Origin of the sequence: Exiguobacterium sp. SH1S21, from assembly GCF_004337175.1 — a bacterium.
Lineage (GTDB): Bacteria > Bacillota > Bacilli > Exiguobacteriales > Exiguobacteriaceae > Exiguobacterium > Exiguobacterium aurantiacum_A.
The window spans coordinates 1-26,524 of sequence record NZ_SJUY01000009.1 but is presented as its reverse complement, the minus strand read 5'-3'; the positions used below and the strand labels follow the sequence as shown (position 1 = coordinate 26,524).

The window sequence follows — 26,524 nt, the reverse complement described above, 5'->3', positions numbered from 1 at the left end:
AGAGGAATTGACTATGCAGTTTAACAAAGACTTCGTCTTCGGAACGGCAACTTCGTCTTATCAAATCGAAGGCGCCCACAACGAAGGCGGGCGTACGCCGTCGATCTGGGACATGTTCTGTGACATCGACGGACGTGTGTTCGAAAAGCATAACGGTGACGTCGCTTGCGACCATTACCACCGTTATGAAGAAGACATTCAGCACATTAAAAAGCTCGGCGTTGACACATATCGCTTCTCGATCGCCTGGCCACGCATCTTCCCGGCCAAAGGTGAGTTCAATTCGGCCGGTATGGAATTCTACAAGACGCTCGCGACGCGTCTCCGTGAAGAAGGCATCAAGCCGGCCGTCACGCTCTACCATTGGGACCTCCCGATGTGGGCCCATGAAGCAGGGGGCTGGGTGAACCGCGACTCGGTCGACTGGTTCCTCGAGTACGCGAAAGTGTGTTTCGATGAGCTCGACGGTATCGTCGACTCATGGATCACGCACAACGAACCATGGTGTGCCGGCTTCCTCGGCTACCATGTCGGTGTTCACGCACCGGGACATCGTGACATGAACGAAGCGGTCCGTGCCGTGCACCACATGTTGCTGTCACACGGTAAAGCAGTTGAATTGCTCAAGAACGACATGAAGTCGACGACACCGATCGGAATCACGCTCAACTTATCACCGGTCTACGCGAAGACGGACTCGGCGAACGACAAACTCGCTCAGAACAACTCGGACGGGTACTCGAATCGTTGGTTCCTCGATCCGGTCTTCAAAGGCCAGTATCCGGTCGACATGATGAACTTGTTCTCGAAATACGTGCACACATACGACTTCATCAAACCAGGTGACATGGAGACAATCTCGACAGAGTGCGATTTCTTTGGCATCAACTTCTACAGCCGCGGACTCGTCGAGTTCAGCGCAGCGAACGACTTCATGACAGTCGCCGCTTACTCCGATTACGACAAGACGGGCATGGGCTGGGATATCGCCCCGAACGAATTCAAAGACCTGATCCGTCGCTTACGTAACGAGTACACAGATCTTCCAATCATCATCACAGAAAACGGCGCAGCGTATGACGACGTGCTTGAGAACGGCGAAGTCCATGACGATAAACGCATCGACTACGTCAAAAAGCACCTCACAGCCGTATCTGACTTGAACGACGAAGGCATGAACATCGCCGGATATTACCTCTGGTCGCTCATGGACAACTTCGAATGGAGCTTCGGTTACGAGAAACGCTTCGGCATTCTCTACATCGACTTCGACACACAAGAGCGCGTCTGGAAAGACAGCGCGAAATGGTACGCAGGCGTCATCGCGGACCATAAAGCCAAACACGCAGATAGCATCGAGGCGTAAGACGAATCCATCCCTGCCGCTACAGGGATGGATTTTTTGTGTGGAACCGATTCAAGCGGGGAACGTATAGAAGAGGACAACGAATGAAAGGGGCGGTTCAGATGAAACGCGAGTATGCGACATACGAAGTGACAGGTTACGACGATAAAGGGAAAATCAAGTTCATTCACTTGAAGGAAGGCGAGTTCGTCTTACCGGTCGAGATTAAAGGCGACGACTTGACGAAAATCAAGAAGATGATGGAGCTCAATCCGGGGGTGACGGTCATCGTGCATGCGGCCGTCGATCAGAAACGGATGCGTCTACAGGAGATTGACGGCTATTCACTGCGAAAGGACGGATAACGATGCCGATTGCGAAATTGATGTCGCGTGACGAGACGATGGATGTGACAATCGAGAGTTACGCGTACGCCTATTCAGACGCCGACAACATGCATGACGCGTCGTGGCATCGGAATTGGGTCGGGCTCCATACGCCTGACCATCGCATCACATTCGACGACATTATGCTCGACAGTTTGCTCGTGGCGCACTACATATCTGTGTTCGAGTCGTTTGTAGCGGGCGACGTGCAGGAAGTCGTGTTCGCGCCGACAGAACCGTTCATCAGCGTGACGTTGACGAGACTTGACGCGGATGGGGATGAAGTGAGCGTACGAGGTATCTTGGAACATCCGCTCGAGGACGAGGCAGAGGAGATTGATTTTGAATTTGAGACGTCCATAACGAATGTGGACAACTTCTTAAAAGGATTACGGGACATCGCAACTGATTTTCCAGTACGGGGGCCAATCAAGTAAAATCCATCTGTCTAGACGACAGATGGATATTTTTATGCGTTCGTTTTTTAATCGTTAAAATAAAATTTAAACGATTAAAAAAGTTTGTAAACAACAAATGGCTCGATTTAGCGGCTAATACGACGAACCCGACGCAAAATCTCGAGTTTCGATACGTTTGGATACTGTTGTTGGATGGTCTCGACACAGTCGGGTACGGTCGCGGTCCGTAACATCTGAACAATTTGATGATCGAGGGAATCGTTCGGTGCAGTTCCCGCTTTGCCCGGTGAATCGTTCCGAAGCCAAAGATGTGCCCCAAGCCAATGCACGAAAACAATCACGCTCATCGTCAGTGGTGACAACGCGACATTCGGGAATAACCAGGTCACGCTATATAAACTACCGGCACTTGTCGCAAGATGACCGACGGCGCGTAGGAACGGCAATGCTCGAGTGTAACGAAGTGACGCGAGGACAGCGCCGAAACCGTCGATGAGGAGTCCGAAGCCAAAAGATATGCTATAAAAGCAACATAATGCGATCAAAAGGGAGAGCGGTGCGGACAAGCTCCTTTCGAGCAGCCAGATGAGTCCGATATCAAGTAAAAGCAAAGGAAGGACGAGGAGGACAAGAAGTCCTCCGACGATCCCTCCTGACTGTAAGAATGATTTCATGATTGCGACTGATATCGGCCAAGTGCAATGAACGCGCATACGATACAGACCATATGCAACGCAATTCCGATGAGCATGGCGTATGGGACGATGGATTTAAAGCCGAGACCGAATGCGAGTGCGGCGCTCGATAAGATCATGAAGCTCGGCGTATAATTGCGTGTTTCCGCTTGCTTCTTTTTAGAGACTGTAAAGTATCCCGCGACGAGTAAACAGACAGGTACTAACAAGATGGGATAGACAGACTGTAGTGCTAACCCGACTAATCCGGACACGCCAGCGAGAACAGCAAATAGGGCAGGATAGTACACTTCCACTTTTTCAACCCCTTTACTTTTTTCCCTAAATATAACAGCCCTTCTCTGTGATGAGAAGGGCTGTCGTTTTTGTTACAGGTCGATACTTGGTTTAAGTATATAAAGCGGACTTATTAAAGCAAGAAATTATGTTTCTCAATTTACGTATTATGTAGAAAAGAAATTAAGTATTTAATTTATACTCATGAGTTAAAAAGAAGGAGAATAAGGAAAAAAGATGTAGGAAAGTAAGATTACCTCCCTACAACGGAAGTTAGCTAAAAATTTTACAAGCTGCTTTTTTACTACCATATTTTTCGACAAGCGTTTGGAAAACGTATCTGCAGGCAAGAGCAGCTGCGCCTGCTCCAAATGGACCAGCCACTCCGAATCCTATTGTACCGGCCGCTGCTGCACAAGCAACATAGCTAGAGAAAATACAGGCCCATTTGTAAGCTGTATTACTATTACTTTTTGCATTTATTTGATGTGAGACCTTGCCAGTCTCGTTTGCAACTTGCGAAGTGAATTCATGGTGAGAATTATTAAATGAGTCGATAGAATATAGTTCGAATTTCGCATCTTTTGAATCATGACTCACATAATATTGAATACTGTAGTAAGTGATGTGATCTTTTTCAACGTACAAGTTATAATATTTATTTTCTGATGAATTGAATATGTTAATTACACCAGATTTGACACTTTCATCTAACCAATAAGAAGAGATAATGTCATTGGGATCTTGATGAATCAACTCAAAAATTTGTTCATGATTCTTGATGTCATTCAAGTTTAAATGCTGTTTTGTAGCCCCAGAATGTTCAGCGGCATTAACTGAAAGTGAAAAAGAACCAAACAAAAGTAATAGAGTACTCATTACAAGTGTAAATTGCTTATAAAACTTTTTCATAAGTTTACGTTACCCCCTTTTAGTGTTAAATTAAGTATATAATAAATATTAAATGGAATAAAGGAGGGATTTAAGTGAAAATGTACCACAAACTCACTTATACACAAAAATTTAAGAGAACATTGTATGCAGGGTTACCTATTCTTATCTTTCTTACTTTGTTCATTTTTTTGACAGTAACCTCGCCTCTTGAAAAAATATTAGTACCGCTTTTATTATTAATTATGTTTTTGGCTCAGTTGCTATATACTTATAAAAAATCTCAATCTGAACACCAAAAATGGGATTAATCAAATTTGTTAAAAGAATATTTACTGCGAATGACTTTCAATAAGAATAGAATATGGGCTTATATTGAGATTTATAACCTATTCTGATTTTGTTTTAATGAACTATAAATTAAGTAGAACACTCCGAAGTGAATACAAAACGCTAATAGCGATAGCCTGGTGTAGAATGAAATTACTAAATTGGTATTCGATTCGTAGATGACCATTGACGAAACGGAGGAGCTTGATTTTGAGTTCGAGACGTTGCAAGGACGCTCAACGTTCATAGACATTTTCCTAAATATAACAGCCCTTCTCACCGCTGAGAAGGGCTGTCGTTTTTTGCTTAGGCTGATGCTTTGTCTGCTTCTTCTTGTGCTTTCACTTCTTCCCCGTACGAGACGCGATCTTGCATGCGGACGAACGGGAGGTAGACAGCTACGGCCATTGCGATCGTGACGATCTGCAAGAGCGCTGCACGCCATCCGCCGATTAAGAAACCAGAGATGATCGGTGGTGTTGTCCACGGCACTTGAAGTGCGTTGAACGGATCGACCCAGCCCCAAAGAATTGAGAAGTACACCATGAACGATGCGATTGCAGGTACGATGACGAACGGTACGAACATGATCGGGTTGAACACGATCGGCATCCCGAAGATGACCGGCTCGTTAATGTTGAACAAACTTGGTGCAAGCGAGAGCTTACCGAGCTGTTTCAAGTGAGCCGAACGGGCGACGATAAGTGTGGCGATGATGAATCCGATCGTGATTCCTGAACCACCGAGCTTCGTGAAGACGTCGAGGAACTGGATTGTAACGATTTTAGCGTTCTCACCGGCAACGAGTGTTTCACCCGCATCGATGAGTGCTTGGTTTTGAAGCGCGTTTGCTGTAAGGAGTGGCCCCATGATACCCATGATGATTGCGGCACCGTGAATTCCACACCACCACATGACTGACATGAGAACCATGATGATGACTGCCCCTGCGAGCGTGTCTGTCAGGTTTTGAAGTGGAGCTTGAAGCACATCATAGACGACTTCTGTGAATGTACGCTCTGCAACCGCTTGGAAGACAGCGAACGTCGCAGCAGCAAGTGCGATGATAGCAAGACCAGGAACGAGTGCCGAGAATGAGTTCGAAACACCAGGTGGGACACCGTCAGGCATTTTAATGCTGATCCCGCGTTTGATGAATTGCGAATAAATGAATCCGACGACTAAACCGACGACGATGGCAGCGAGGACACCTTGTCCACCTGTCCATACTTTCGGGATGACTCCGTTGACTGCTTCTCCTGATTCAGAGAGGACAGATGCTTGTGTGATGATCAAGAACGAGATGATTCCGAGGATACCAGCTGGTACGCCTTCGATTTTTTCGTTTTTGACGTACGAGTAAGCGATTCCGAATACCCCGATCAAAGCGAGGATGTCAAACGTCGCACCGACGACTTGCGTGAGTGGGAGCGTCCAATCGGCTCCGAACAATCCTGACATGAACTCGGCCCAACCTGGAATCGGTAACGCCAAGATCAGTAGGAACAGTGAACCGATGATCGTCATCGGCATTGTCAGGATGAACCCGTCCTTAATTGCAAGGACGGGCTTTGCGTTCGCAAATCGAACGAAACCTGGTGTGAACTTTTCAAATACTCTTTCTAAGCGGCTCATGGGGAACCTCCTTATAGGTTTTCAGCGCGCGTGGCGATGATGTCTTTGTACCAGTGGAACGATTTTTTCTTCTTGCGTGCGAGTCCGTTCGCGTGGTCAACGTAAATGAAGCCATACTGCTTCTTATATCCGTTGAGCCAGCTGAGAAGGTCGATTGCCGACCAAGCATAGTAACCTGCGACGTTGATGCCTTGTTCAACGGCGTGTTTCACAGCGCGCAAGTGGCCTTCGATGTATTCGATACGTGGGTCGTCGAGGATTTCGCCGTCAACGATTAGATCGACGTCGCCGAGACCGTTCTCGGTGATATAGATTTTCACGTTGCCGTAACGCTCCTTCAACATGTGCATGCCGTCAAGGAACGCTTCCGGTGAGATTTCCCATGCCCATTTCGTATATACCTTGTCATCCATCATGACTGTCTTGTAGACGCCGTCGAACGATGGGTTACCTGGGCGGCCTGTCGAGTTCTCACGACCACCGGCCATAACGAGCGCTGAGTCATTTTTCATGACGCGTTGCGGGCTGTAGTAGTTGAGACCGATGAAGTCGTTCATCGGAGCTGTACGCTTGAGAAGCTCGAGCTCTTCAGCTGTCATTTCAGGGAGAAGACCTTGCTCTTCAAGTCCTTTCACGACGTATTCTGGATATTCGCCTTTCAAGATCGGGTCATAGAACCAGTGCGTCGCATAAGCGTTCGCGTGCATTTCCGCAAATTTGTTCTCCTCGGCTTCATCGATGCTGAAGGCCGGGTTGAATACGTGCGTGATGCCGATTTCACCTTCGTAACCGTTTTGTTTGAACAACTCGACGGCACGGGCGTGTGCGACGAAAACGTGGTGTGTCGTTTGGAAGTAACCTTTGACATCGCCTTCGATACCTGGTGGGTGTGCCCCAGTCAAGTAGCCGAGCGAGCAGAAGATGACCGCTTCATTGAACGTGATCCAGTGACGGACGCGGTCACCGAACGATTGGAAACAAGTATCGGCGAAACGTACGAACGCGTCAACCGTAGCTGGATTTTTCCAGCCGCCTGTTTCTTCAAGCGCTTGCGGGAGGTCCCAGTGGTAGAGTGTCACGAACGGGACGATGTTGTGCTTCAAGCACTCGTCGATCAAGTTGTTGTAAAACTCAAGTCCTTTTTCGTTTACTTCCCCTGTGCCGTTCGGGAAGATACGCGGCCATGAGATTGAGAAGCGATATGATTCGAGTCCCATTTCGGCCATGAGCGCGATGTCTTCTTTATAACGATGGTAATGGTCGACTGCGACGTCGCCGTTCGTATCTTCAAATGTTTTTCCAGGAATTTTCGAGAAGACGTCCCAGTTTGAGAGTCCTTTCCCGTCCTCGTTCCATGCGCCTTCGACTTGGTAAGAAGCCGAAGCAGCGCCGAACAAGAAATCTTTTGGCATTTTCAAAGTGGTCACCTCAGTTTATTTATTTACAAGCTTAAGTGCGTGGTCTAATACTTTCGTTCCGTTCATCATGCCGTAGTCGACTGTGTTGATGACGTCGATTGGAACGCCTTTTGGCTCACAGATCTGTTTGCCTTTTGAAAGCAAGTACTTCACTTGTGGTCCGAGAAGAGCGACGTCGAGGTCGTTCACGTACGTTTCCATTTCTGATTCTGGGTAGGCTGCGATTTCTGCCTCGAGGCCACGTTCAGCGGCAACCGCTTTCATTTTTTCTACTAACATACTTGTTGACATACCTGCTGCGCAGAAGAGTCCGATTTTCATCATTTTTGATCCATTCCTTTCAATTGGTTGATTTCGTTTTGCATGTTCATCATGTAGCCGAGCATCTCTTTTACGAGGATCGTGTTCATCAAGTGGTCTTGCGCGTGCACCATGAGGACGCCGACTGTCGCCGTTTTCCCTTGTGCTTCGAGCGTGACGAATTTTGTTTGGATAGCGTGTGCTTCTTTCAATGTCGCGTCGCCGGCTTTAACCGCTTCAGCCGCTTCCTCTGGCTTGCCTTCTTGCATGAGGAGCATTGCGTGGTGGTAACTTGCTTTCGCGTCACCCGAGAGGGCGATTAGACCGAAGATGTCTTCGGGTGTAATTTCGATTGTTTCAGAAACCATATTATCTCTCCTTTTTGTATGGATAACTAAGATTCATAGGTACAAATTCTATAGTTTGATACTAGCACGACACCGCTTACATGTAAACCCTTTCTTTTTGGATAAAATGTGAACGAAAAAAACGCACGCGAGATCAACCTCTCGAGTGCGTTTAAGACTTGATGTTAGAGACTTTCAGCATCTTAACATGGCGGAAATGATGTGTCGAGCGTGATACGTCAAAGATTTGACCGTTCGTTAAATAGACGGTGTTGTCGACGAGAAGGGCCGGATCGTTCTCATTCAACCCGAGTAAAACGGCATCATCGGCGTTCAAGAAATCGGCGTAAATGACGCGGTCGGCAAAACCGATGGCGAGCTTTTGGTCGTTACGGAAGTAGTTATAGATCGACTTCTCGGTGATGTTTCGGTCGAGATAGACGACGAGATTTTTCCGGAAGTACGAATCTTCGACCGAGAACGGGTGGTCGTCGACGAGACGTAGCCGCTTGACGTAATAGACAGGCGTCCCGATCGGACACTTCATCCGTTCCGCCACTTCTTCGTTCGCCGTCGTCTCCTCAAAGGCGAGGACACGTGTCTCGACTTTTCGTCCACTGAAGTCGCTCGTGAGACCTTGGAGTTTTTCGAGGTTCACATAATCGCTGTTGTAATGGTCACGTACGAAGACGCCGCTCCCTTGGACTTGATAGGCGTAGCCTTTATTGACGAGAATCTCGATCGCTTTCCGGACCGTGTTGCGGCTGACACCGTATTTCGTCGCATACTCGTCTTCCGTGAGGAGCTTGTTCGTATGTTGATAGACGTGATTGACGATATCCGTCTCAATCTGTTCAGCGACTTGTTTATACTTTGGGGCCATGACTGTTTGCACCTTTCACATTAATTTATAGGAATGAATACGCTATCAGTATAGCAGAAATTATTTGCAGCGGTCGTAAATCATTCGCCAATTGTTGAAAAACGTCGAACGATTCATTGCGAGAATATTTGGAAAATATGAAACGATTGAGTGAAAGAGCACGTATGAGTAAGGTGAGCATTGTAAAGAAAGGGTGTGCTTTAAGTGAATAAGACACGTTGGTATATGGAGGAGGATACGTGGGGGAATTTACCTCTTCGTATAAGCTATACCTCCCTTGCGTTCGCATTAATGGCGCTTGCTATATCCTACTTCGGAAGTTACTTATGGTTGACCATTCCGTTTGTCGTGATCGGAATCGGCATGTTTGTGTTGGACGTGAAAAAATATCGGATGCGTCGTGCACATATAAGTGAACGAGATATAGTGCGATCACTTAAGTGGAATCTCACATATGATTTGGTGAACTCGACGATTCTCATGTCAATAACTGTAGCGCTCCTCCTCTTGAAATATGACAGTTTGACGGTATTCATTGTACTGCTCCTATGGGTAGTGTTCGGCCGCTCATTCCAGAAGCAGTTAAATGAACGTGTCCCATTGGTAGAGCAATCAGAGGAGGGACGACAAATACGATGAGTGAACGAATGACGCAAGAGAAAGCGTGGGCCCGACTTTTCGACCAATGGGTTTTTGGTCTTTTTGGAACATTTCTTGTACTGATGCTACCGATCAGTTTATGGACGGATGAACTCAAGTGGGGCGCCCTGTACATCGCGTGTACACTCATTCCACTCAATATTTTATATATGAAACGCTATCGCATGCGCCTAACATTCCACCCAGAATTGAAGGGATTGTATCGTCGCCAACTTGCTCGAGACGGCATAAACAGTGTCGCATTTTTTCTTGTATTCAATTATGGAATTTTGTTCACATCAAACGTAGCGTACGTATGCGTGATGATATTCATCGGAGGTGCCTTACTATGGACGTGGAACGTTGAAACGCAAACGAAACACCATGATATAGAGTATAAACATTTAAACAAGGAGGCGATCTAAGATGGAGCGTGACGTGAGATGGGTTCAACGGATGCGACGTTATGGTGCACCCGTTCTCATTCTGTATGTCACAGCTTTCATCGTCGCCCTCTTGCTAGAAAAAATGTGGCTCATTCCCATCATAGGTTCGCTCTCTTTCATAATCATCGTGACAGGCTATAAAGAAATGCGCATCATGTGGAGGATGACGGAGCAGCCTAAGGCTCATCGGATCCTCATGATCCAATACGTTTTTGAATGGGTGGACGCGATTTTGTTGACGGTACTCATGGTGACGCTGCTGACAGCGGAAGAACTCGGTCTCTTAATCGGTCTCTTTTTTGGGATATGGGGAGTGTTGAGTCCGCTTCGGCAGAAGTGGTTTGTCAAAAAACTCAAACAAGTTGAGCCAGAGCTACCGACGTATGAGGAAGTGATTGAAGGGAGGGTTCCAAATGGATCGTCAATTTGATATCTCGTTAGAACGTGCCAAACAATTCGAACGGCTTTTTGGCTGGCCGATCCTATTCATTTTCTTAATCTCGTTCATCGTTATGTTATGGACAAAGGCGATGTGGGTCATCCCAGTCATGTTGGTCGTATCTATGGGAATGGCCTATAAAGGATACGTGGAATATCAAGTAGTACGTGCCTTTGCAGAGCATGCAGCTGTCGTGCAGGTGTTACGTTACCGACTCGTTGACTGCTGGATTAGAGCCGCTTCATTATTTGTGCTGTTCATTCCGCTGTATGTAAACGAGGGTGCCTTTATTTTAACTGGCGGCGTAGTCGCCCTTTGGAGTTTAACAGGATCTTATCGGGAGAAAAAATGGAAACAACGAATCGATCTGCATCAACCGCAGTTGCCAACATATTTAGATATATTGGAAAAAGAGGAAGACGCATGGAACTATCACCAAAAATAAAATTACAAATCAATACGATTTTAAAAGTAGAGCATTGGACCGGATGCGATGTTGAGACTATTAGATTCGGTCCTGTCGTTAGCTTCTTGATTTTATGGTTCGTATTGGACGCTCTCTGATAGCATTGTGACGGTAGGTTTGTATCCGGTGCTCGCCATACTTTTGCCGAGTGAATCGACGAGCTCACAATTGTTCTATATGTTCTTCGCTTCCCAACTTACTTTTCCGGCGGTCGAGGATTTGGCAAAATGGTTCGAATGCGTCATTTAGCAAAAAATCACGGTTTGTGATTCGACGATACCGACTTATGATGAAGTGATTGAAAGGATGAAATCATAATGGAACTTTCACCGCAAACAAAACAACAGATTGATACGGTGTTGCGAATGGATAAGTGGACAAGCTGGGGCGTTGGGATCTTTGTGGTCGCAGCAATCATCGGCATGCTGACTTATGCGTCGTATTGGGAGATGCCGGATTCGTTTTTCCTGATATTCATATTTTCAATATTTAGTCTCGTCGTCACGACAGAGGTGATGCGTTTCCGAATGTGGCGCCGCTTCGTGAAAAATGAGAAGGCGCGAAAGCTGTTGACGCTACGGTATACAGCTTCGTTATTTGGACTTGTCGCTCTTGGTTTTTATGGCATCGTCGCGTTCAATCAAACACAGCAACCACAATCGTTCCAAGCGTTTCTCTTATCACAAGCCTTTTTCTGGGGAGCGACGTTCTTTGGAAAATGGCTCGACCGTATCATTCAAAAACATGATGGGAACTATTTGACGGATCAAGATATCAAAGCAATTAAAGAAGCGCGGGAAATTGAAAAGGAAGAACGATATGGATAAGCGCACTCAAATGCGGGAACTGATGGCGATTGACGATTCAGGAAAATGGCGAGTCGCCTTTATGACGGCGACATTGACGTTCATGTTACAACTTGCTTCGGAAAATGAGTGGATTCCGTCGATTCTACTTGTTGTTGTTGCAGTGCTGACAAGTATTCCAGCACTCAAAAAAGACTGGGAACGTGAAAATGTGAAAAAGCGTTATTTGACGTCAGATGACGCAAAACGACTCGTGCACGCCCATACGTATATCGGGATTATGTCCTATCCATTGATTATCGTTCTCCTATACGGTTTCACAATGGAAATGGTGACCTATAGGATGTTTCTCATAATCTGCTTAGTTGGTGGAATCTTGTCGTGGGGGGGACATCGTTTATACGAACGTCACATGGTCACTCTCGACAACAACTACGTCACGGAAGCCGAATTACGAGAAGAACGAAAGTGGGGGAGCGCTTGAGCGCTTCCTCTTAAATGTTTAGGGGGAACAGTTTGATGAAGCAGAAAGTATGGATTATCTCGGGACCTGCCGGCGTCGGGAAATCGACAACCGCAAAACAGCTCGCTCGACAGATGAAGAAAAGTGCATACATTTCAGGCGATGAAATTAGTCATATGGCAGTCTCGGGTCGTGAAAAACCTTGGGAGTCTGAGCGTGCGAATGAACTTGTTTGGAAAAACATCGTTTCCTTGAGCGATAACTTTCTTGCGGCGGATTATGACGTCGTCGTGGATTGGATCGCATTTTGGAACGATGTACAGACATATACGTCACATTGGATTGAACAAGGGATTGAAGTGCGATACGTCATCTTATGGGCAGAGCAAGACGTTCATTTCCAACGCGATCAGCACAGGCCGGCGGGTTCACAGATGGGGGAACGTGTCCTCATTTTACGGAACGAGTTTCTGAACTCGGGCGCACCTGGTCCCTATTATCTTGATAACACGACAGAAGAGTTGACTCGGACGATTGAACTGATTCAAGATAGCGCACAATTTTTGTTGAAACAGAACCATCGAAATGGAGGCATAGAATGAGGATTGCAAGCTTTAACATTTGGAACAATCCAACGTTATGGCACGAGCGAATCGGGGCCATCTGTGAGGAAGTAAAACGTGTTGCCCCTGACATGCTCGCGCTTCAGGAAGTTAAAACATACATAGACGGCGAAACAGGAATCGATGTCGCAACATATATCGCGAATCAGACGGGATATCCGTTTTGTGTGTTTCATCCTTATCCCGATTCACCGGATGAAGGACTCGCCGTTTTAAGTAAAGTTCCGCTCGATACGAATGATGCGATTTGGCACTACGAGGTAGAAGAAGCAAACTACTGTGCGATGAGGGTAACGTTCCAAGTAGGAGGCCACGTGTTCGGATTGACGAACGTCCATTTAAATTGGAGGTCGTCGGACATACGGGAAGCACAAATGAAGGCGGTTCACGAATGGATCGGCGAGGAGGAGCGGTACGAAATTTTATGCGGGGACTTCAATGATGACCCGCAGTCAGAGAACCATCACTATTTGACCGAACACCGGTGGGTCGATGTCGCCAAGTACGATGAAGGAGGAGCGCAACCGACATTGGACTATACACATAATCCATATTTGCAACAGGATTCCTTATCGAAACAATCCTCGCGCTATGATTGGATTTTATTGCGTCACGCTGAAGTGAACTCACTGCTTATTACGAACGTTGACGTGTTCGGAAATGCACCCGTTAGCAAAACTAATATTCTGCCGAGTGATCATTATGGGGTTCTATTCGACCTCGACATTCCCTAAAAACGGTGAGGCGCATGATGAGCGCTTCCCCCGTTTTCATTTGAACGTACGGATGATGAAGTAAAGGCAGCCGAGGAAGGGGATTAAGAACAGTGCACCGAGCCACTGAGCTTGTCCGAAGACGAGCCAGGCGAACAACTGGAACGATAGAATGCCACCGGCCGCGAGCCCAGCGAAGCGGAGCGCTTTCGGTCGCTTTGATGGTTCCTCCCACCACTCTTTAAAGAACGGCAAGCTGAACAACAGCGCCAAGCCGAGAAAGAATGCAGCCGGAAATACAAGCGCATCTCCGCGCGCATCCTGTCCGTTAAACTGCAGCCACTTCGAGAGAATCGATAAGGTGATGCCGATGACGAGAAAGAGTCCGCTCATATCCGTTCCTCCGTTTCATCTCTATATACTATTATCATGCACGAACCGTGTCAGGCGGACAAGCCTCCAAAAAAATGGCTTTTTAGTGAAAGTGGTGACTTTTACGTGAACGGTAAAAAAGTACTGAACGATGATGTGATGAAAATACTATCCGTGGATTATGTTGAACGACTAGCATGAAAGGGTATCTGGAGAAACGGCCAGCTATGAAGGAAAAGCGCCAGAACTCTACGGAGTTGACGAGGACGAGGGTGATCGAGGTTTCGGCGGATACCCTCTAGTCGCCTGTCACGACTAAAAGTGTTCTTTTAAAACGTTCGGGTGACCGGACGGCCAAAGGGGAGCGCGTTGACAGCACTCGAAAAAGTCCGTTTCCTTTTTCGAGAAATCGAATACAGATGAGATTTTTGTATGTGTGGAATTGTAGGGATGATCGGTCGAGTCGGAACGAAAGAGATTTTATTGAAGGGACTCGAGAAGCTTGAGTATCGTGGCTACGATTCAGCGGGAATCGCGCTTGTCGGTGACGATGTCCATGTGTTCAAGGAAGTCGGACGGATTGCCGCGTTACGTGACATCGTACCGGTCGAAGCGGAAGGCTTCATTGGCATCGGTCACACGCGTTGGGCGACACACGGGGTACCGAGCGTACCGAACGCCCACCCACACCAAAGCACGACGGGCCGCTTTACGCTCGTCCACAACGGCGTCATCGAGAACGACGAGCAGATCAAGGCTACGATCGACGCACCGTTCCTGTCAGAGACGGATACGGAAGTCATCGTCCAGTTGATGGAGAAGAACTTCGTCGTGCTAAATGACGTCGAGGCGGCGTTCCGTAAGACGCTCTCAGAGCTCCACGGCTCGTACGCGATCGCGATGATCGACTCAGAGGACAGTGAGCGCCTCTATATCGGGAAGAACAAGTCGCCGCTCCTCGTCGGACTTGGTGATGGCACGTTCAACGTCGTCGCGTCGGACGCGATGGCGATGCTCCAAGTGACGGACCAGTACCTCGAGCTCCATGACGGCGAGATCGTCATCTTGACGCGTGAGTCGGCGACGATCAAGACGCTCGATGGCGAAATCCTTGAACGTGCGCCGTACACGGCCGAGATCGATGCGTCAGACATCGAGAAGGGAACGTACGCGCACTACATGTTGAAGGAGATGGACGAGCAACCGGCCGTCATCCGCAACATCATCCGACACTACCAGAACGAGAACGGCGACATCGAGCTGACAGAAGGCGTCCGTTCGCTCGTCTCGGAAGCGGACCGCATCTACATCGTCGCCTGTGGCACGAGCTACAACGCCGGACTCGTCGGGAAAGACATTTTAGAACGGATTGCCGGTATCCCGACCGAGGTGCACGTCTCGTCTGAATTTGGCTACAATATGCCGCTCTTAAGCAACCGTCCGCTGTTCGTCTTCTTGTCACAGTCTGGAGAGACAGCCGACAGCCGTGCCGTCCTCGTCGAAGTGAAAAAGCGCGGCTACAAAGCACTCACGATGACGAACGTGCCAGGATCAACGCTCTCCCGTGAAGCAAACGAGACGATGCTCCTCCACGCCGGCCCCGAGATTGCGGTCGCGTCGACGAAAGCGTACACGGCGCAAATCGCGGTGCTCGCGATCCTCGCTTATGACATCGCTCGTGCGAACGGGAAAGAGCTGCCGTTCGACTTGATGCCGGAACTCGCACGTGTCGCGACGATCATGGACTCGGTCATGTCACAAAAAGAGCTGTTCGAAGACTTGGCGGAACGTTACTTAAAGACAACACCGAATACGTTCTTTATCGGTCGCGGACTCGACGCCTCGGTCTGTATCGAAGGTGCACTCAAAGTAAAAGAGATCTCGTACATTCAAGCGGAAGGCTACCCGGGTGGAGAACTCAAGCACGGGTCGATTGCCTTGATTGAAGACGGGACGCCAGTCATCGCGCTCATCTCGCAACCGAAGACGAACTTGAACATCCGCGGCAACGTCAAAGAAGTCGTCGCCCGTGGTGCCAATGCGTGTATCATCTCGATGCAAGGCGTCGAGCACGAGAATGATGAGTTCATCTTACCGCACGTGGAACCGATTCTCGCGCCACTCATCACCGTGCTCCCTGTCCAACTGATGGCGTATTACACCGCGCTCGCCCGAGGTTGTGACGTCGACAAACCGCGTAACTTGGCAAAATCGGTGACGGTAGAATAAAAATAAAAAATAATGCTTACGAAGCTAGTCTCCGATTTGCTACACTATGAAAATCAGTTTGTAGAGATATCGGTTTCGTACCGAAAATATATGTCGCAAGATACGTCTACCATCTGAAATCATATGTGTACGGAGGCTTTATTATGCACTTGGAAGACCGGTTACCTCAAAACCCAAAAGAAGGCGTTTTGTTCATGTTGATTATCTCGATTTTATCTGTGAACACGATTGCCCCGATCATCGTCGGCATGGAGCGTGGCTTTAGTGTCGCTCATTACGTCGATACGCTCAAAATCATCCCGTTCGCTTGGATTGCGCTCATCGTGTTGATCCGTTTCATCGTGAAGCCGCTAGCCGGCATACTGTTTAACCGGTTTGCCGGTCAGACGGACGGCTTCAACGCACGCATCTTGTTGAACATCGTCCTAAACGTCTCGATGATCTCGTTCGTCATGACCATCATCGGACCATGGATCGGTATGGGCGAGATCAACTTCGGTACGCTCGAACACTTTTTCCCGACGTGGTTCCGTAATTTCGGCATCGCGTTTTGGATCGAGCTGTTGTTCGCCCAACCGATTGCACGTGCCGTCATGAAGTCGATTCATACACGAAAACGCCTGAAGACCGCTTAACTTTAGATAAAGCATCTTTCCGATTGAGGAGAGATGCTTTTTACTGCTTGCCGATAATTTTGACAAAGAGCAAAATAGTAGGTGAAGTAAGCGGTTCCATCGTATGGTTAGATAAAGATAAGCGACGAAAGAAGGTTGGACATGAACGTATACATTGCCTGTCCATGTGGGTTCGTGACGAGTGCGATGGCAGCAAAGTTGTTTGCTCAGGCGTCTTCGGGGCGTATGACGTGTCACGTCACACATGGAACTTATGAAGATGTGCCTGCGGCGGTTGATTTAATCATCTATCAACAAGGTACAGAAGTGATGACACATCCGACGGCATACGTTCGTTCGGTCAACCATATGCTGTCGCTCGAGGAATACCGACAAGTCGTCGAGGAATGGGTGAATGAATATGAAGCATGAGTGGAGCGCCCGGGAGCGCTCGATTTTACTACATCTATTAGCAACTGAAACATCGACACCGCTCGCGGAGATCGCGCAAGCGGTTCATTTGTCTGAGCGGACGATTCAGCGTGAGCGTCAATTACTCGAAGGCGTCTTAAAAGAATTCGAGTTGGAGCTGGCGTGGCAACGAGGTCACGGACTCAGTCTAATCGGCCGCTCGGATGCAAAACAACAACTACGGGAAGATTTGATTCTCTCGGCCGAGGCAATCCCAACAGCCGAGGACCGAATCTTTGAACTGGCGTGGCGACTGTTGTTTGAGAAAGACATGCTCAAACTGCAGGCGGTCGCGAAACAGATGCACGTGTCACCAAGCACGCTGACGCAAGACTTAGAAAAACTCGATCGTTGGTTTGACGAGTACCATCTCGAAGTCGAACGCAAGAAAGGCGTCGGTGCGAAAGTGCTCGGGCTTGAAGCGGAAAAGCGGAAGCTGATGATCAATGCGCTCCTCGCTCATTGGGACACGCTCGCGTTCTATCGGTTCGTCCGTGGTGAGGACGACTATATTCCGGCATTTTTGAAGACGGTCCCGTGTGAAGCGATGCTCGAAGCACTCCGCGACGGCTATGATTATTTGAAGGAACATCCGTATGAGCGGATGGACGACCGCACCATCATGCGTGTCACGTTCGCCTACGGGGTACAGCAAGCCCGGCTGGATGCCGGTTTCTTCTTAGAGATGTATACGAAAGGACGCTCGGACGACTACTTGAAAGTCGCCCACGCCATGGAGACGGCACTCGGGACGCCGTTCTCGATGGCGGAACGGGTCTGGTTCGCCGAAGAGGCCAACCGGTTGCGCTCGTTGAAGGAACAGATGAAAGAAGATGAGGAAGAGCGCTGGGTCATGCAAATTCGAGTCCACAAGCTGATTCATCACGTCTCACTCATCCACGGTTTCGCGTTCGCAGACGATGCCGCCCTCGAGAAAGGGCTAATTGCCCACATCTTGTCGAGCATGAATACGCAAGCACTCCCGGATACGGATACGGTCCGTCCGCACATCGACCGCGATTATCCGAACTTACGGTCTGCTATCCAACAAGCGGCCGACATCGTCTTTGGGACGAATACGTTCACAGAAGACGAAACGGTGTTTTGGGCGATGCACTTCGCGGCCGCTCTTGTCAAACCGGTGCGGCGCCGCGAATACCGGGCGCTCGTCGTCTGTTCGGCCGGACTCGGCTCATCGAAGATGCTCGTCAATCGGGTCAAGCAGGAGTTTCCTGAGATGCAAGACGTCGTCAACTCGTCGTTGTTCGGGCTCGAGCAGCACCGGCTCGACGATTATGACGTCATCTTGTCGACGATTCCACTCCCACCGCTCGCGGTGCCCACACTTATTGTTAACCCGCTCTTGACGAACGAGGAAGTCCAGCGCGTCCGTCACTTGCTTTTGTCACTCCCACAGTCGTTTCAAACGAAAGAAAAACATCATTCAACGATGCTCGACTTCACGGAGCTCGGAGAACTCGTCGAGACGTTCGAACGGATGGATGAACAATTCGATCTCGTCACGCTCGACAATAGCGAACGGCTCGAGGACATCTTGCTCGACATCGGCACGCGGTTAGAAGAACGTGATCTCGTCCAAAGCGGCATCCAACTGTCCGCGCAATTGCTGCGACGTCACGAAGTCGCGGGGCTTGGTATCCCGGGGACGAAGCTCGCCTTGTTCCATGGTCGCCATTCGTCAATCGAGCGTGCGAGCGTATTCGCCTTCGATTTGAAGCAGTCGATCCCGCTCCTCATGATGGACCAGTCGACCGAACCGGTGTCCCGTCTACTCGTCCTGCTGGCGCCGGAAGAAGCGAGCGACGTCGAACTGCAGTTTCTCAGTGCCGTTAGCGGGTCGCTGATTGAGAGCGAAGACCATATGAACTTATATAGTACCGGTTCACAGAAACAACTGCGTCTCTTGCTTCATGAATGTATGAAGAAACTGATTCAAGACACGCTATATGAAAAATGACCCACTCGCGGTCATTTTTTTGTTTGGCATGAAACGTTGCCAAAGAACGAACTGGATTGAATTGAGTAAGCGCTTACCTCGAGTCTACAATACAGGTGTAGAGCACAAACCGGTTAGCTACACAACACGATTACGCATTCACAATTTACGACTGGAGGTTTTATCCATGGCGAATACGCAAGCTGGCTCGGGCGGAGTCCGAGTCAAAGTACAACGGTTCGGGAGTTTCCTGAGCGGGATGGTCATGCCGAACATTGGCGCCTTCATCGCTTGGGGGATTATCACAGCCCTGTTCATTCCAACGGGCTGGTGGCCGAACGAAAAATTAGCTGAGCTCGTCGGTCCGACGATCACGTATCTGTTACCGCTCTTAATCGGGTTCACAGGCGGGAAGTTGATTCACGACGTCCGAGGTGGAGTCGTTGGGGTGCTCGCCACGATGGGAGTCATCGTCGGGACGGACATTCCGATGTTCCTCGGGGCGATGATCATGGGCCCACTCGGTGGCTATGTTATCAAACAGTTTGATCGCCTCATCGAAGGCAAAGTCAAAGCTGGATTTGAAATGCTCGTCAACAACTTCTCGGTCGGGATCATCGGTGGTCTCCTTATGATCGGTGGCTTCGAAGTGTTCGGTCCAATTATGAGCGGGCTCGATAAAGTCATGGCTGCAGGTGTTGACTGGATCGTCGGCGCAAAATTGCTGCCAATCGCTAGCTTGTTCATCGAACCTGCGAAAATTTTGTTCTTGAACAACGCAATCAATCACGGGATCTTAAGCCCGCTCGGTGTCGATCAAGTCGCTGACGCCGGGAAATCGGTGCTTTTCTTACTAGAAGCGAACCCAGGACCAGGTCTCGGTCTGTTGCTTGCCTATATGGTATTCGCGAAAGGTGCAGCCAAACGGACAGCGCCAGGGGCGGCCATCATTCACTTCCTTGGTGGGATCCACGAAATCTACTTCCCTTACGTCTTGATGAAGCCAATTTTGATCCTTGCGATGATCGCAGGGGGCGCAACAGGCGTGTTCACGTTCGTCCTGTTCGATGTCGGTCTTGTCGCACCAGCGTCGCCAGGTAGTATCTTCGCGATTCTCGCGATGGCGTCACGCGGTTCGTACGTCGGACTTGTCGCTGGGATTCTCTTGTCAGCAGCCGTCACGTTTGCCGTGGCAAGTGTCATCTTGAAATCAAGTGCGACCGAAGAAGTGTCACTCGAAGAAGCGACACAAAATGTCAGCGCGATGAAAGGGAAGCAGACTTATGCATCTGCTCTCGTGAACACGGAGAGCCTCGACAAAATCGACCACATCATCTTCGCATGTGACGCCGGTATGGGCTCGAGTGCGATGGGAGCGTCGGTTCTTCGCAATAAAGTGAACAAGTCGAACTTGCCAATCAAAGTGACGAACACGTCAATCAGCCAATTGCCAAAAGATGCTCAATTCGTCATCACCCATCAGGATTTGACGGACCGGGCCGAAGCGCAAGTGCCGAATGCGATTCACCGTTCGGTCACGAACTTCTTGAACGCAGAATACTACGATCAATTGATTGAAGAAATCAAAGCAGAACGCAGCAAAATCTCATAAAACAGTAGATAGAGAACAGATTTGAGCTATAGGAGGAACTAAAATGCCATTCATTCAGACAGAGATGATTCGACTTAATCAATCGTTTAACACGACGGCCGACGCGATAAATGCGGCAGGCTCGGTATTACAAGCAGCCGGCTGTGTGTCACCGGCCTACGTAGAAGCGATGCATGAACGCCAAGCGCTCTCAAACGTCTATATCGGGAATCAAGTCGCGATTCCACACGGGACGGAATCAGCGAAATCCGCCGTTCAGAAGACGGGAATCTCTTTTTTACAAGTACCGGAAGGAGTCGACTTTGGCGGACAAACTGCGAAGCTCGTCATCGGGATCGCTGGGGTGGATGATGAACATTTAGAACTCCTATCTCAAATCGCGGTCATCTGTTCGGATGAGGATAACGTTGAGCGTTTAGTACAAGCGAAAACGAAAGAAGAGATCTTGTCGCTATTTATGGAAGAGGTGGCGTCATGAAAGCTGTACATTTCGGGGCCGGGAACATCGGTCGTGGATTTATCGGATTACTATTAAATCAGAGCGGATACGAGGTCACGTTCGTCGATATTAACGATACCGTCATCCAAGCGCTTGAAGACAAACGGTATTACGAGGTCGGTTTTGCTGAAGACGGCGTCGATAACGTCTTCGTCGACCGGGTACGCGGCGTCAACAGCTTGACCGATCCGGAACGCGTCAAATCACTCATCGCCGATGCGGATTTAGTCACGACAGCGATCGGACCGACACTGTTACCAAAAGTCGCTCCACTTATCAGTGAAGGGTTGCGTGACCGGGACACGGAATCACCGGTCTATGTGATTGCTTGTGAGAACATGATCGGGGGCAGTGCGTCGCTGCAACAAGCGATTGAAGTATCAGGCGGTGTCGGTACGGCGAACGTCTCGTTCCCGAATGCGGCTGTCGACCGGATTGTCCCGCTCCAACAGCACGAAGATTCGCTCTACGTCGAAGTCGAGACGTTCTATGAATGGGTCATTGAGACGCACGGATTGGCCGAGCGGCCCCCGCTTCATGGTGTGACGTGGGTCGACGAGATTGGACCTTATATCGAGCGGAAGCTGTTCACGGTCAACACTGGTCACGCCGTCGCGTCATACATCGGCTCTTTGTTTGAGAAAGGTACAATCGACGAGGCGTTAAAAGATCGCCGCGTCCGTCAAGTCGTCCAAGGCGCCCTTTACGAGACAGGCTGGCTGCTCTTAGAGAAATACGGTTTCGAAGCGAAAGAGCACAGCCAATACATTCAAAAAATCATCAAACGTTTCGAGAATCCGAAGCTGAAAGATGAAATCTCGCGTGTCGCCCGTTCGCCAATTCGTAAGCTTGGGCCGAGTGATCGTCTCGTCAAACCGGCACGAGAACTCATCGCCAACGGTATCGAGCCGAACGAACTTGCCTACGGGATCGCCGCCGCCTTGAATTATTACAACCCTGAGGATTCGGAATCTTCTGAACTTTATTTATCGATCGCAGAAGACGGTATCTTGTCGACAGTGGAAAAGTACCTTCAGTTGCATGAAGATGACACGTTGACGAAACTCATTCTCGAGCAGTACCATTTGATCCGCGAGCAAGAAAAAGCACGCGTATCGTAAAGTTGATCTCCTATGTCTCCTTGGCATAGGAGATTTTTGCATACAAAAAGACTGCAGCGAACTGCAGTCTTTTTAAGCCCGGGTCTTTCCGAACTCGATATAGGTCGTGACCGATTTGACGTGCTTCACGACGTCTTTCTCGCGAAGCGGACGGCTGAAGTAAAAGCCTTGGACGTAGTCGCACTGCTCATTGAGCAACCATTCGAGTTGGTCAGACGTTTCGACGCCTTCCATCAACACTTTCATGTTGAGGTTATGACCGAGTTGGATCATCGAGCGGACGATTGCTTCTTGGTTGCGGTCTGTGAACAAGTTGACGATGAACGAGCGATCAATCTTGAGCACTTGGACCGGAAGTTCGCGCAGTTGGCGGAACGACGAGTAACCAGTCCCGAAATCATCGAGCGAGATCAAAATCCCGTACTGATGAAGTTGGGTGAGCTTATCGCGTGTCGATGCCTCGTACGACAGCATCGATGATTCCGTCACTTCGAGTTCGAGGAACATCGGGTCCATGCCGGTCTCTTGTAAGATGGTTTGCAGCGTCTCGACGAAGTCTTCACGCGCGAACTGGAGCGGTGACACGTTGACTGAGAGCGTGAACGGCTTGACGCCGGACTTGTTCCACCGTACCCAAGCGAGACACGACTCGCGCATGACCCAGTTGCCGATCTGGTGGATCAGTCCGGTGTTTTCTACGATTGGGATGAATTCGGTCGGTGTGACATCGCCGAGTTCGAAATGATTCCAACGCAAGAGCGCCTCGACGCCTTCGAGTCGATTTTTCGTGAGCGATACTTTCGGTTGATAGACGAGCGTGAACTCGTGACGATCCAGTGCGTGGATGAGCGCTTTCTCGATCTCAACCGTGCGTAAAATTTGATGCTTCGATTCGTCTTCGAACTCTTTGATTTGGTTTTTCCCGATCCGTTTCGATTCGTGGACGGTGAGTCGCGCGTATTGGACGAGTTCGTCCGCGGACGTCGTGTCTTTCGGATAATGGCTAACGCCGGCGCTCATCGTGAGTTCGACGGTCGTCCCGTCGATATTGAACGGTTGTGAGATCGCTTTAATACACTTCTCCGCTTTTTGTTTGGCGAGTGTGCTGCGCTTATCGAACAGTAAGATAATGAATTCCGAAGCACCGACTCGTGTCAAAATGTCATCTGGATGAATCGTGACGCGAAGACGTTCGGCGATTTGCATCGTCAATTCGTCCGTACCGTGATGTCCGAGCATATCACTCAAGAAACGCCAGCGGTCGATGTCGATGTAAAGACAAGCGACCGGGTCCTCGATTTGAATATGTTCCGCAAGGATGCGTTCGAGCTTGTGGCGGTTCGGCAAATCGGTGAGCGTATCGTGATACGCCATATGTTCGACGAGACGTTGTGAGGCGATCGCCTCCGAGACGTCCCGTAAAAACCAGAGCACTTGGTCCATCGCTTCACCTTTGAGCGGGTAACTCGTCACTTCAATCGTCTTATCGTCGATTTCGACCCGTCTTGGGTCATAGAACTGTTGATTGATCGTCAAGGACGAGTGGTAGTCTTGGAAAAAAGTATCGTCCGTTTTGTCGAACAAACGATAAAACGCGGTGTTGGCGTACTGGATCATACCATCTTTCGTCGTCGTGACGACCGCATCTGTCGTCGAATCGAGAATCGTCGCTTGGATGAGTTCTCGTTTTTTGAGGTGACGGTCGAGCGTGAGCGACAAGAAGAAGATGGCAAACAAGATGACCGTGATCGCCGTGACGAGCCAGGCGAGAAGCGACGGTTCGACGGCATTAGCGAACGGGCTGTTCGCTTCGATGAACGCGAACGATGACGCGGCCATGCCGACGAAATGCATCCCGAAGATGGCGACGCCCATGAGCAGTGAAAAGAACACTTTCAGCTCGAGGTCGATTTTTTGTTTGGCATACTTTGAGTAGAAGCCGATCCATAAGGCGATAAGTGAGGCCGCGATGGCGATAATGATCGACAACATGGCCAACCATGGATCATACGAAATCGCGACGCCTTGAATCGCGGCCATGCCGACGTAATGCATGCTGGCGATACTGGTTCCCATCAACAGTCCTGCACCGATCAATACGGGATGAGTCGTCCGGCGCGAGACGATCAAGAAGCCGAAGATACAGCCGGCCATCGCAATGATGACAGACAGTAAAACGAGCGGGATCGAATACGTGACGGGGCGCAACGCCTCGTGAGCGAGCATAGCGATGAAATGCATCGACCAAATCCCGAGTCCGAGGGTGGCGCCGCCCGCCAAAATCCACATATTTTGAGTGGAGCGATTCGTCGCGTTCACGCGGCGTGCCAGTTCGATGGCAGCATAAGCGGAAACAGCGGCGATAATATAAGAAAGAATCACGAGAAAGTAATTGTGACTCATCGAGTGTTCGACTACTGGTTCCATGTGTACCTCGCTAGTAAATGTGATTTTATTGTAACTCTGATTATACCTCGGCAAATAGTAGCCGACCTATCATTTTGCTTCATATGTTAAAAATATTTTGCCGGTGAAGTAGGCAAGTCGCTTCTAGAGTGGGTAAACTACATATAAAAGGAGGCGGAGCGCATGATTCCGACACGAAAAGAAGTCATAACGTTTATCGTCATCGCGTTCGCGTTCTCATGGTTAAGCTGGTGGGGGCTCTATACGTGGACAAGTTTGCCGATTCTAGCGACCGTCTTGATTGGTTCGTTCGGACCGAGCGTGGCCGGCAGTTATATGGCGTTTCGAGAAAACGGGTGGAGCGGGGTGCAGACACTGTTGAAGCGAGGCTTCGAGTGGCGGATGGCCGGTAAGTACTATGCGTTCGGGCTGTTGCTCATCCCGTCCTTATTTGTCCTCGCGTACTGGCTGACCGATGCGAGCGGTGCGTTACTGCTGAACGAACCTTGGCTCGTCATCCCGTACTTCCTCTACATGTTATTTCTCGGGGGAACGGTTCAACAAGAGTATGGTTGGCGCGGGTATTTGCTCGACGCGCTGCAACTCAACAAGACGCCGCTCCAAGCGAGCCTGTTCGTCGGCGTGGCGTGGGCGGTTTGGCATATTCCGCTCTTCTTGATGACGGGCACCGGACAGGCATCCCTCCCGTTTTGGACTTACGCCGTCGCCATTCTATCGTTTACGTTGATCATCTCGTGGTTATACAACGTCACGACGATGAACTTATGGGCGGCCTTTTTACTGCATACGACGTTTAACGTCTCGTATGCCCTCGTCCCCTTGATCGAGCCGGGGCAGGTCTCAATCGGTTTTCTTTATTTGACGCTTTTGTTGTTCACGACGGCAATCGTGCTCGTCTGGAAGACGCACGGGCATCTCGGGTATGACCATCTCGAACAGCTCGAGGCGGTGGAAGGGTCGCATCAACAGAACGTTACGGTAGGCAGAGACACGGGTAAAGAAAGAAACGTATGATTATGGATAGAGGGAAGTGGAAATATTGAACTTTCGTCCGCTTGAACGAGATGATGTCAAACCGCTCCAGCGTTTGTTTATGGAGAGTCTGAGCGATTTGATCCGCCGGGAACAGTTTGAAGACGCTGATTTGTTGGACGAGGAAGTGGCGCGCTTGAATACGACCGTTCAAGATAGTTTGGATGATGAGACTGTCCAATTGTTTGTCGTGCTAAAAGACGACGTCATTGTTGGAACAGCGGCTATCCTTCCTCCGAACGAGATTATCACGGCACATCTCGATGTCGAGCCGGACGTACCGGAAGTCGGATGCATCTATGTGACGCCGAGCGAGCAGCGGCAAGGGGTCGGTCATTTCTTGCTTAAAAACGTGATGGACGAGCTGTTGATCAGGGGACAGCCGATTTTTTATCTCGATGCGGGGTTTCCGACCGCGCAAACGTACTGGGAAAAACGGATGGGTCCACCTTTACTCACGATCGACCATTACTGGGGACTCGGTGCCCCTCATAAAATCTGGCGTTGCGATGTGACGCAATACAAATAGAGACCTGGCTGAACTGAACTGCTCCCCGTCAAGTAGACAGGGTAAATAATGAAAACCAGCCTAGGCGGCTTGAGCCCTGTATTCGACAGGGCTCAAGCCGTTTAGTCGTTTCTGGAGACGATCATGGTTGTAGAACGATAT

The 26,524-nt window shown here is 49.4% G+C and carries 30 protein-coding genes; 19 read left to right on the top strand and 11 right to left on the bottom strand.

All coding sequences use genetic code 11. The features are described from left to right. Positions 1 to 13 precede the first annotated feature (13 nt). From EVJ24_RS12200 to EVJ24_RS12190, 3 genes are all read left to right on the top strand, one after another. On the top strand, positions 14 to 1,366 hold the full coding sequence (locus EVJ24_RS12200; RefSeq protein ID WP_131441497.1) for a GH1 family beta-glucosidase: 1,353 nt from the start codon (positions 14 to 16) through the stop codon (positions 1,364 to 1,366). Between the two features lie 83 nt (positions 1,367 to 1,449). Further along, positions 1,450 to 1,710, top strand: a complete 261-nt coding sequence (locus EVJ24_RS12195) for a hypothetical protein (protein ID WP_071398941.1) — start codon at positions 1,450 to 1,452, stop codon at positions 1,708 to 1,710. A 2-nt stretch (positions 1,711 to 1,712) separates the two neighbouring features. Further along, on the top strand, positions 1,713 to 2,168 hold the full coding sequence (locus EVJ24_RS12190; RefSeq protein ID WP_131441495.1) for a WapI family immunity protein: 456 nt from the start codon (positions 1,713 to 1,715) through the stop codon (positions 2,166 to 2,168). Between the two features lie 107 nt (positions 2,169 to 2,275). Here EVJ24_RS12190 and EVJ24_RS12185 read toward each other — a convergent pair whose 3' ends face one another. From EVJ24_RS12185 to EVJ24_RS12150, 8 genes are all read right to left on the bottom strand, one after another. After that, a complete protein-coding gene (locus tag EVJ24_RS12185) occupies positions 2,276 to 2,824 on the bottom strand; it encodes a hypothetical protein (protein ID WP_131441494.1) in 549 nt (182 codons plus the stop codon). After that, positions 2,821 to 3,141, bottom strand: a complete 321-nt coding sequence (locus EVJ24_RS12180) for a hypothetical protein (RefSeq protein ID WP_071398938.1) — start codon at positions 3,139 to 3,141, stop codon at positions 2,821 to 2,823. Before EVJ24_RS12180 ends, EVJ24_RS12185 begins: the two co-directional genes overlap by 4 nt. Before the next feature lie 253 nt (positions 3,142 to 3,394). Beyond that, the gene (locus EVJ24_RS12175; RefSeq protein WP_131441493.1) at positions 3,395 to 4,033 is read right to left on the bottom strand and encodes a hypothetical protein; all 639 of its coding nucleotides are present in this window, start codon (positions 4,031 to 4,033) and stop codon (positions 3,395 to 3,397) included. Between the two features lie 615 nt (positions 4,034 to 4,648). Then, positions 4,649 to 5,977, bottom strand: coding sequence for a PTS sugar transporter subunit IIC (locus EVJ24_RS12170; RefSeq protein WP_131441492.1), 1,329 nt, complete (start codon positions 5,975 to 5,977; stop codon positions 4,649 to 4,651). 11 nt (positions 5,978 to 5,988) lie between these two features. After that, positions 5,989 to 7,395 (bottom strand): GH1 family beta-glucosidase, encoded by a 1,407-nt coding sequence (locus tag EVJ24_RS12165; protein ID WP_131441557.1) that lies wholly within the window; start codon positions 7,393 to 7,395, stop codon positions 5,989 to 5,991. A gap of 15 nt (positions 7,396 to 7,410) precedes the next feature. Further along, positions 7,411 to 7,719: a PTS sugar transporter subunit IIB gene (locus tag EVJ24_RS12160; protein WP_070329088.1), complete on the bottom strand. Its 309-nt coding sequence runs from the start codon at positions 7,717 to 7,719 to the stop codon at positions 7,411 to 7,413. Beyond that, the gene (locus tag EVJ24_RS12155; RefSeq protein WP_016510548.1) at positions 7,716 to 8,063 is read right to left on the bottom strand and encodes a PTS lactose/cellobiose transporter subunit IIA; all 348 of its coding nucleotides are present in this window, start codon (positions 8,061 to 8,063) and stop codon (positions 7,716 to 7,718) included. Before EVJ24_RS12155 ends, EVJ24_RS12160 begins: the two co-directional genes overlap by 4 nt. A 151-nt stretch (positions 8,064 to 8,214) precedes the next feature. Beyond that, positions 8,215 to 8,925 carry a GntR family transcriptional regulator gene (locus tag EVJ24_RS12150; protein ID WP_131441491.1) on the bottom strand — a complete coding sequence of 237 codons (711 nt, stop codon included), beginning with the start codon at positions 8,923 to 8,925 and terminating at the stop codon, positions 8,215 to 8,217. 635 nt (positions 8,926 to 9,560) lie between these two features. Here EVJ24_RS12150 and EVJ24_RS15315 point away from each other — a divergent pair. From EVJ24_RS15315 to EVJ24_RS12120, 7 genes are all read left to right on the top strand, one after another. Continuing rightward, positions 9,561 to 9,989, top strand: a complete 429-nt coding sequence (locus EVJ24_RS15315) for a hypothetical protein (RefSeq protein WP_145984894.1) — start codon at positions 9,561 to 9,563, stop codon at positions 9,987 to 9,989. 1 nt (position 9,990) lies between these two features. Beyond that, positions 9,991 to 10,440, top strand: a complete 450-nt coding sequence (locus EVJ24_RS12145) for a hypothetical protein (protein WP_131441490.1) — start codon at positions 9,991 to 9,993, stop codon at positions 10,438 to 10,440. Beyond that, positions 10,424 to 10,894 (top strand): hypothetical protein, encoded by a 471-nt coding sequence (locus EVJ24_RS12140; protein WP_131441489.1) that lies wholly within the window; start codon positions 10,424 to 10,426, stop codon positions 10,892 to 10,894. Before EVJ24_RS12145 ends, EVJ24_RS12140 begins: the two co-directional genes overlap by 17 nt. 338 nt (positions 10,895 to 11,232) lie before the next feature. Then, a complete protein-coding gene (locus EVJ24_RS12135; protein ID WP_131441488.1) occupies positions 11,233 to 11,742 on the top strand; it encodes a hypothetical protein in 510 nt (169 codons plus the stop codon). Beyond that, positions 11,735 to 12,205 (top strand): hypothetical protein, encoded by a 471-nt coding sequence (locus EVJ24_RS12130; protein ID WP_131441487.1) that lies wholly within the window; start codon positions 11,735 to 11,737, stop codon positions 12,203 to 12,205. The genes EVJ24_RS12135 and EVJ24_RS12130 overlap by 8 nt, the downstream gene beginning before the upstream one ends. Positions 12,206 to 12,240: 35 nt before the next feature. After that, positions 12,241 to 12,786 (top strand): AAA family ATPase, encoded by a 546-nt coding sequence (locus EVJ24_RS12125; RefSeq protein WP_161568753.1) that lies wholly within the window; start codon positions 12,241 to 12,243, stop codon positions 12,784 to 12,786. Beyond that, positions 12,783 to 13,541: an endonuclease/exonuclease/phosphatase family protein gene (locus tag EVJ24_RS12120; protein ID WP_131441485.1), complete on the top strand. Its 759-nt coding sequence runs from the start codon at positions 12,783 to 12,785 to the stop codon at positions 13,539 to 13,541. Before EVJ24_RS12125 ends, EVJ24_RS12120 begins: the two co-directional genes overlap by 4 nt. Positions 13,542 to 13,577: 36 nt before the next feature. Here EVJ24_RS12120 and EVJ24_RS12115 read toward each other — a convergent pair whose 3' ends face one another. Further along, entirely contained in the window at positions 13,578 to 13,913 is a 336-nt protein-coding gene (locus tag EVJ24_RS12115; RefSeq protein ID WP_131441484.1) for a hypothetical protein, read from the bottom strand. Positions 13,914 to 14,324: 411 nt separating this feature from the next. Between EVJ24_RS12115 and glmS the strand changes: the two genes are divergently transcribed. From glmS to EVJ24_RS12080, 7 genes are all read left to right on the top strand, one after another. Continuing rightward, positions 14,325 to 16,121 (top strand): glutamine--fructose-6-phosphate transaminase (isomerizing), encoded by a 1,797-nt coding sequence (gene glmS / locus EVJ24_RS12110; RefSeq protein WP_071398924.1) that lies wholly within the window; start codon positions 14,325 to 14,327, stop codon positions 16,119 to 16,121. A 143-nt stretch (positions 16,122 to 16,264) separates the two neighbouring features. Further along, positions 16,265 to 16,756: a hypothetical protein gene (locus tag EVJ24_RS12105; RefSeq protein ID WP_071398923.1), complete on the top strand. Its 492-nt coding sequence runs from the start codon at positions 16,265 to 16,267 to the stop codon at positions 16,754 to 16,756. 141 nt (positions 16,757 to 16,897) lie between these two features. After that, positions 16,898 to 17,167, top strand: coding sequence for a hypothetical protein (locus tag EVJ24_RS12100; protein ID WP_071398922.1), 270 nt, complete (start codon positions 16,898 to 16,900; stop codon positions 17,165 to 17,167). Next, entirely contained in the window at positions 17,157 to 19,184 is a 2,028-nt protein-coding gene (locus tag EVJ24_RS12095) for a BglG family transcription antiterminator (RefSeq protein WP_158625526.1), read from the top strand. The genes EVJ24_RS12100 and EVJ24_RS12095 overlap by 11 nt, the downstream gene beginning before the upstream one ends. Positions 19,185 to 19,350: 166 nt before the next feature. Next, positions 19,351 to 20,775 carry a PTS mannitol transporter subunit IICB gene (locus EVJ24_RS12090; RefSeq protein WP_131441482.1) on the top strand — a complete coding sequence of 475 codons (1,425 nt, stop codon included), beginning with the start codon at positions 19,351 to 19,353 and terminating at the stop codon, positions 20,773 to 20,775. A 43-nt stretch (positions 20,776 to 20,818) separates the two neighbouring features. Further along, the gene (locus EVJ24_RS12085) at positions 20,819 to 21,253 is read left to right on the top strand and encodes a PTS sugar transporter subunit IIA (RefSeq protein WP_071398919.1); all 435 of its coding nucleotides are present in this window, start codon (positions 20,819 to 20,821) and stop codon (positions 21,251 to 21,253) included. Further along, entirely contained in the window at positions 21,250 to 22,395 is a 1,146-nt protein-coding gene (locus tag EVJ24_RS12080) for a mannitol-1-phosphate 5-dehydrogenase (RefSeq protein ID WP_131441481.1), read from the top strand. Before EVJ24_RS12085 ends, EVJ24_RS12080 begins: the two co-directional genes overlap by 4 nt. A gap of 72 nt (positions 22,396 to 22,467) precedes the next feature. Here the strand turns inward: EVJ24_RS12080 and EVJ24_RS12075 are convergent, their stop codons facing one another. Further along, positions 22,468 to 24,822 (bottom strand): bifunctional diguanylate cyclase/phosphodiesterase, encoded by a 2,355-nt coding sequence (locus EVJ24_RS12075; RefSeq protein ID WP_236637651.1) that lies wholly within the window; start codon positions 24,820 to 24,822, stop codon positions 22,468 to 22,470. A gap of 162 nt (positions 24,823 to 24,984) precedes the next feature. Here EVJ24_RS12075 and EVJ24_RS12070 point away from each other — a divergent pair, with 162 nt between their 5' ends. Next, the gene (locus EVJ24_RS12070) at positions 24,985 to 25,836 is read left to right on the top strand and encodes a CPBP family intramembrane glutamic endopeptidase (RefSeq protein WP_131441480.1); all 852 of its coding nucleotides are present in this window, start codon (positions 24,985 to 24,987) and stop codon (positions 25,834 to 25,836) included. A gap of 16 nt (positions 25,837 to 25,852) precedes the next feature. Continuing rightward, positions 25,853 to 26,383, top strand: a complete 531-nt coding sequence (locus EVJ24_RS12065; protein WP_236637650.1) for a GNAT family N-acetyltransferase — start codon at positions 25,853 to 25,855, stop codon at positions 26,381 to 26,383. Positions 26,384 to 26,443: 60 nt separating this feature from the next. Here the strand turns inward: EVJ24_RS12065 and EVJ24_RS15600 are convergent. Further along, positions 26,444 to 26,524: IS3 family transposase (locus tag EVJ24_RS15600; RefSeq protein WP_131440828.1), on the bottom strand; the 81-nt coding region annotated here is incomplete at its 5' end.

Bases quoted from the DNA above. Each gene is read 5' to 3' on its own strand.
- EVJ24_RS12200 (WP_131441497.1), top strand. From the start codon at position 14: ATGCAGTTTAACAAAGACTTCGTCTTCGGAACGGCAACTTCGTCTTAT.
- EVJ24_RS12195 (WP_071398941.1), top strand. From the start codon at position 1,450: ATGAAAGGGGCGGTTCAGATGAAACGCGAGTATGCGACATACGAAGTG.
- EVJ24_RS12190 (WP_131441495.1), top strand. From the start codon at position 1,713: ATGCCGATTGCGAAATTGATGTCGCGTGACGAGACGATGGATGTGACA.
- EVJ24_RS12185 (WP_131441494.1), bottom strand. From the start codon at position 2,824: ATGAAATCATTCTTACAGTCAGGAGGGATCGTCGGAGGACTTCTTGTC.
- EVJ24_RS12175 (WP_131441493.1), bottom strand. From the start codon at position 4,033: ATGAAAAAGTTTTATAAGCAATTTACACTTGTAATGAGTACTCTATTA.
- EVJ24_RS12170 (WP_131441492.1), bottom strand. From the start codon at position 5,977: ATGAGCCGCTTAGAAAGAGTATTTGAAAAGTTCACACCAGGTTTCGTT.
- EVJ24_RS12160 (WP_070329088.1), bottom strand. From the start codon at position 7,719: ATGATGAAAATCGGACTCTTCTGCGCAGCAGGTATGTCAACAAGTATG.
- EVJ24_RS12155 (WP_016510548.1), bottom strand. From the start codon at position 8,063: ATGGTTTCTGAAACAATCGAAATTACACCCGAAGACATCTTCGGTCTA.
- EVJ24_RS12150 (WP_131441491.1), bottom strand. From the start codon at position 8,925: ATGGCCCCAAAGTATAAACAAGTCGCTGAACAGATTGAGACGGATATC.
- EVJ24_RS15315 (WP_145984894.1), top strand. From the start codon at position 9,561: ATGAGTGAACGAATGACGCAAGAGAAAGCGTGGGCCCGACTTTTCGAC.
- EVJ24_RS12145 (WP_131441490.1), top strand. From the start codon at position 9,991: ATGGAGCGTGACGTGAGATGGGTTCAACGGATGCGACGTTATGGTGCA.
- EVJ24_RS12140 (WP_131441489.1), top strand. From the start codon at position 10,424: ATGGATCGTCAATTTGATATCTCGTTAGAACGTGCCAAACAATTCGAA.
- EVJ24_RS12135 (WP_131441488.1), top strand. From the start codon at position 11,233: ATGGAACTTTCACCGCAAACAAAACAACAGATTGATACGGTGTTGCGA.
- EVJ24_RS12130 (WP_131441487.1), top strand. From the start codon at position 11,735: ATGGATAAGCGCACTCAAATGCGGGAACTGATGGCGATTGACGATTCA.
- EVJ24_RS12125 (WP_161568753.1), top strand. From the start codon at position 12,241: ATGAAGCAGAAAGTATGGATTATCTCGGGACCTGCCGGCGTCGGGAAA.
- EVJ24_RS12120 (WP_131441485.1), top strand. From the start codon at position 12,783: ATGAGGATTGCAAGCTTTAACATTTGGAACAATCCAACGTTATGGCAC.
- EVJ24_RS12115 (WP_131441484.1), bottom strand. From the start codon at position 13,913: ATGAGCGGACTCTTTCTCGTCATCGGCATCACCTTATCGATTCTCTCG.
- glmS (WP_071398924.1), top strand. From the start codon at position 14,325: ATGTGTGGAATTGTAGGGATGATCGGTCGAGTCGGAACGAAAGAGATT.
- EVJ24_RS12105 (WP_071398923.1), top strand. From the start codon at position 16,265: ATGCACTTGGAAGACCGGTTACCTCAAAACCCAAAAGAAGGCGTTTTG.
- EVJ24_RS12100 (WP_071398922.1), top strand. From the start codon at position 16,898: ATGAACGTATACATTGCCTGTCCATGTGGGTTCGTGACGAGTGCGATG.
- EVJ24_RS12095 (WP_158625526.1), top strand. From the start codon at position 17,157: ATGAAGCATGAGTGGAGCGCCCGGGAGCGCTCGATTTTACTACATCTA.
- EVJ24_RS12090 (WP_131441482.1), top strand. From the start codon at position 19,351: ATGGCGAATACGCAAGCTGGCTCGGGCGGAGTCCGAGTCAAAGTACAA.
- EVJ24_RS12085 (WP_071398919.1), top strand. From the start codon at position 20,819: ATGCCATTCATTCAGACAGAGATGATTCGACTTAATCAATCGTTTAAC.
- EVJ24_RS12080 (WP_131441481.1), top strand. From the start codon at position 21,250: ATGAAAGCTGTACATTTCGGGGCCGGGAACATCGGTCGTGGATTTATC.
- EVJ24_RS12075 (WP_236637651.1), bottom strand. From the start codon at position 24,822: ATGGAACCAGTAGTCGAACACTCGATGAGTCACAATTACTTTCTCGTG.
- EVJ24_RS12070 (WP_131441480.1), top strand. From the start codon at position 24,985: ATGATTCCGACACGAAAAGAAGTCATAACGTTTATCGTCATCGCGTTC.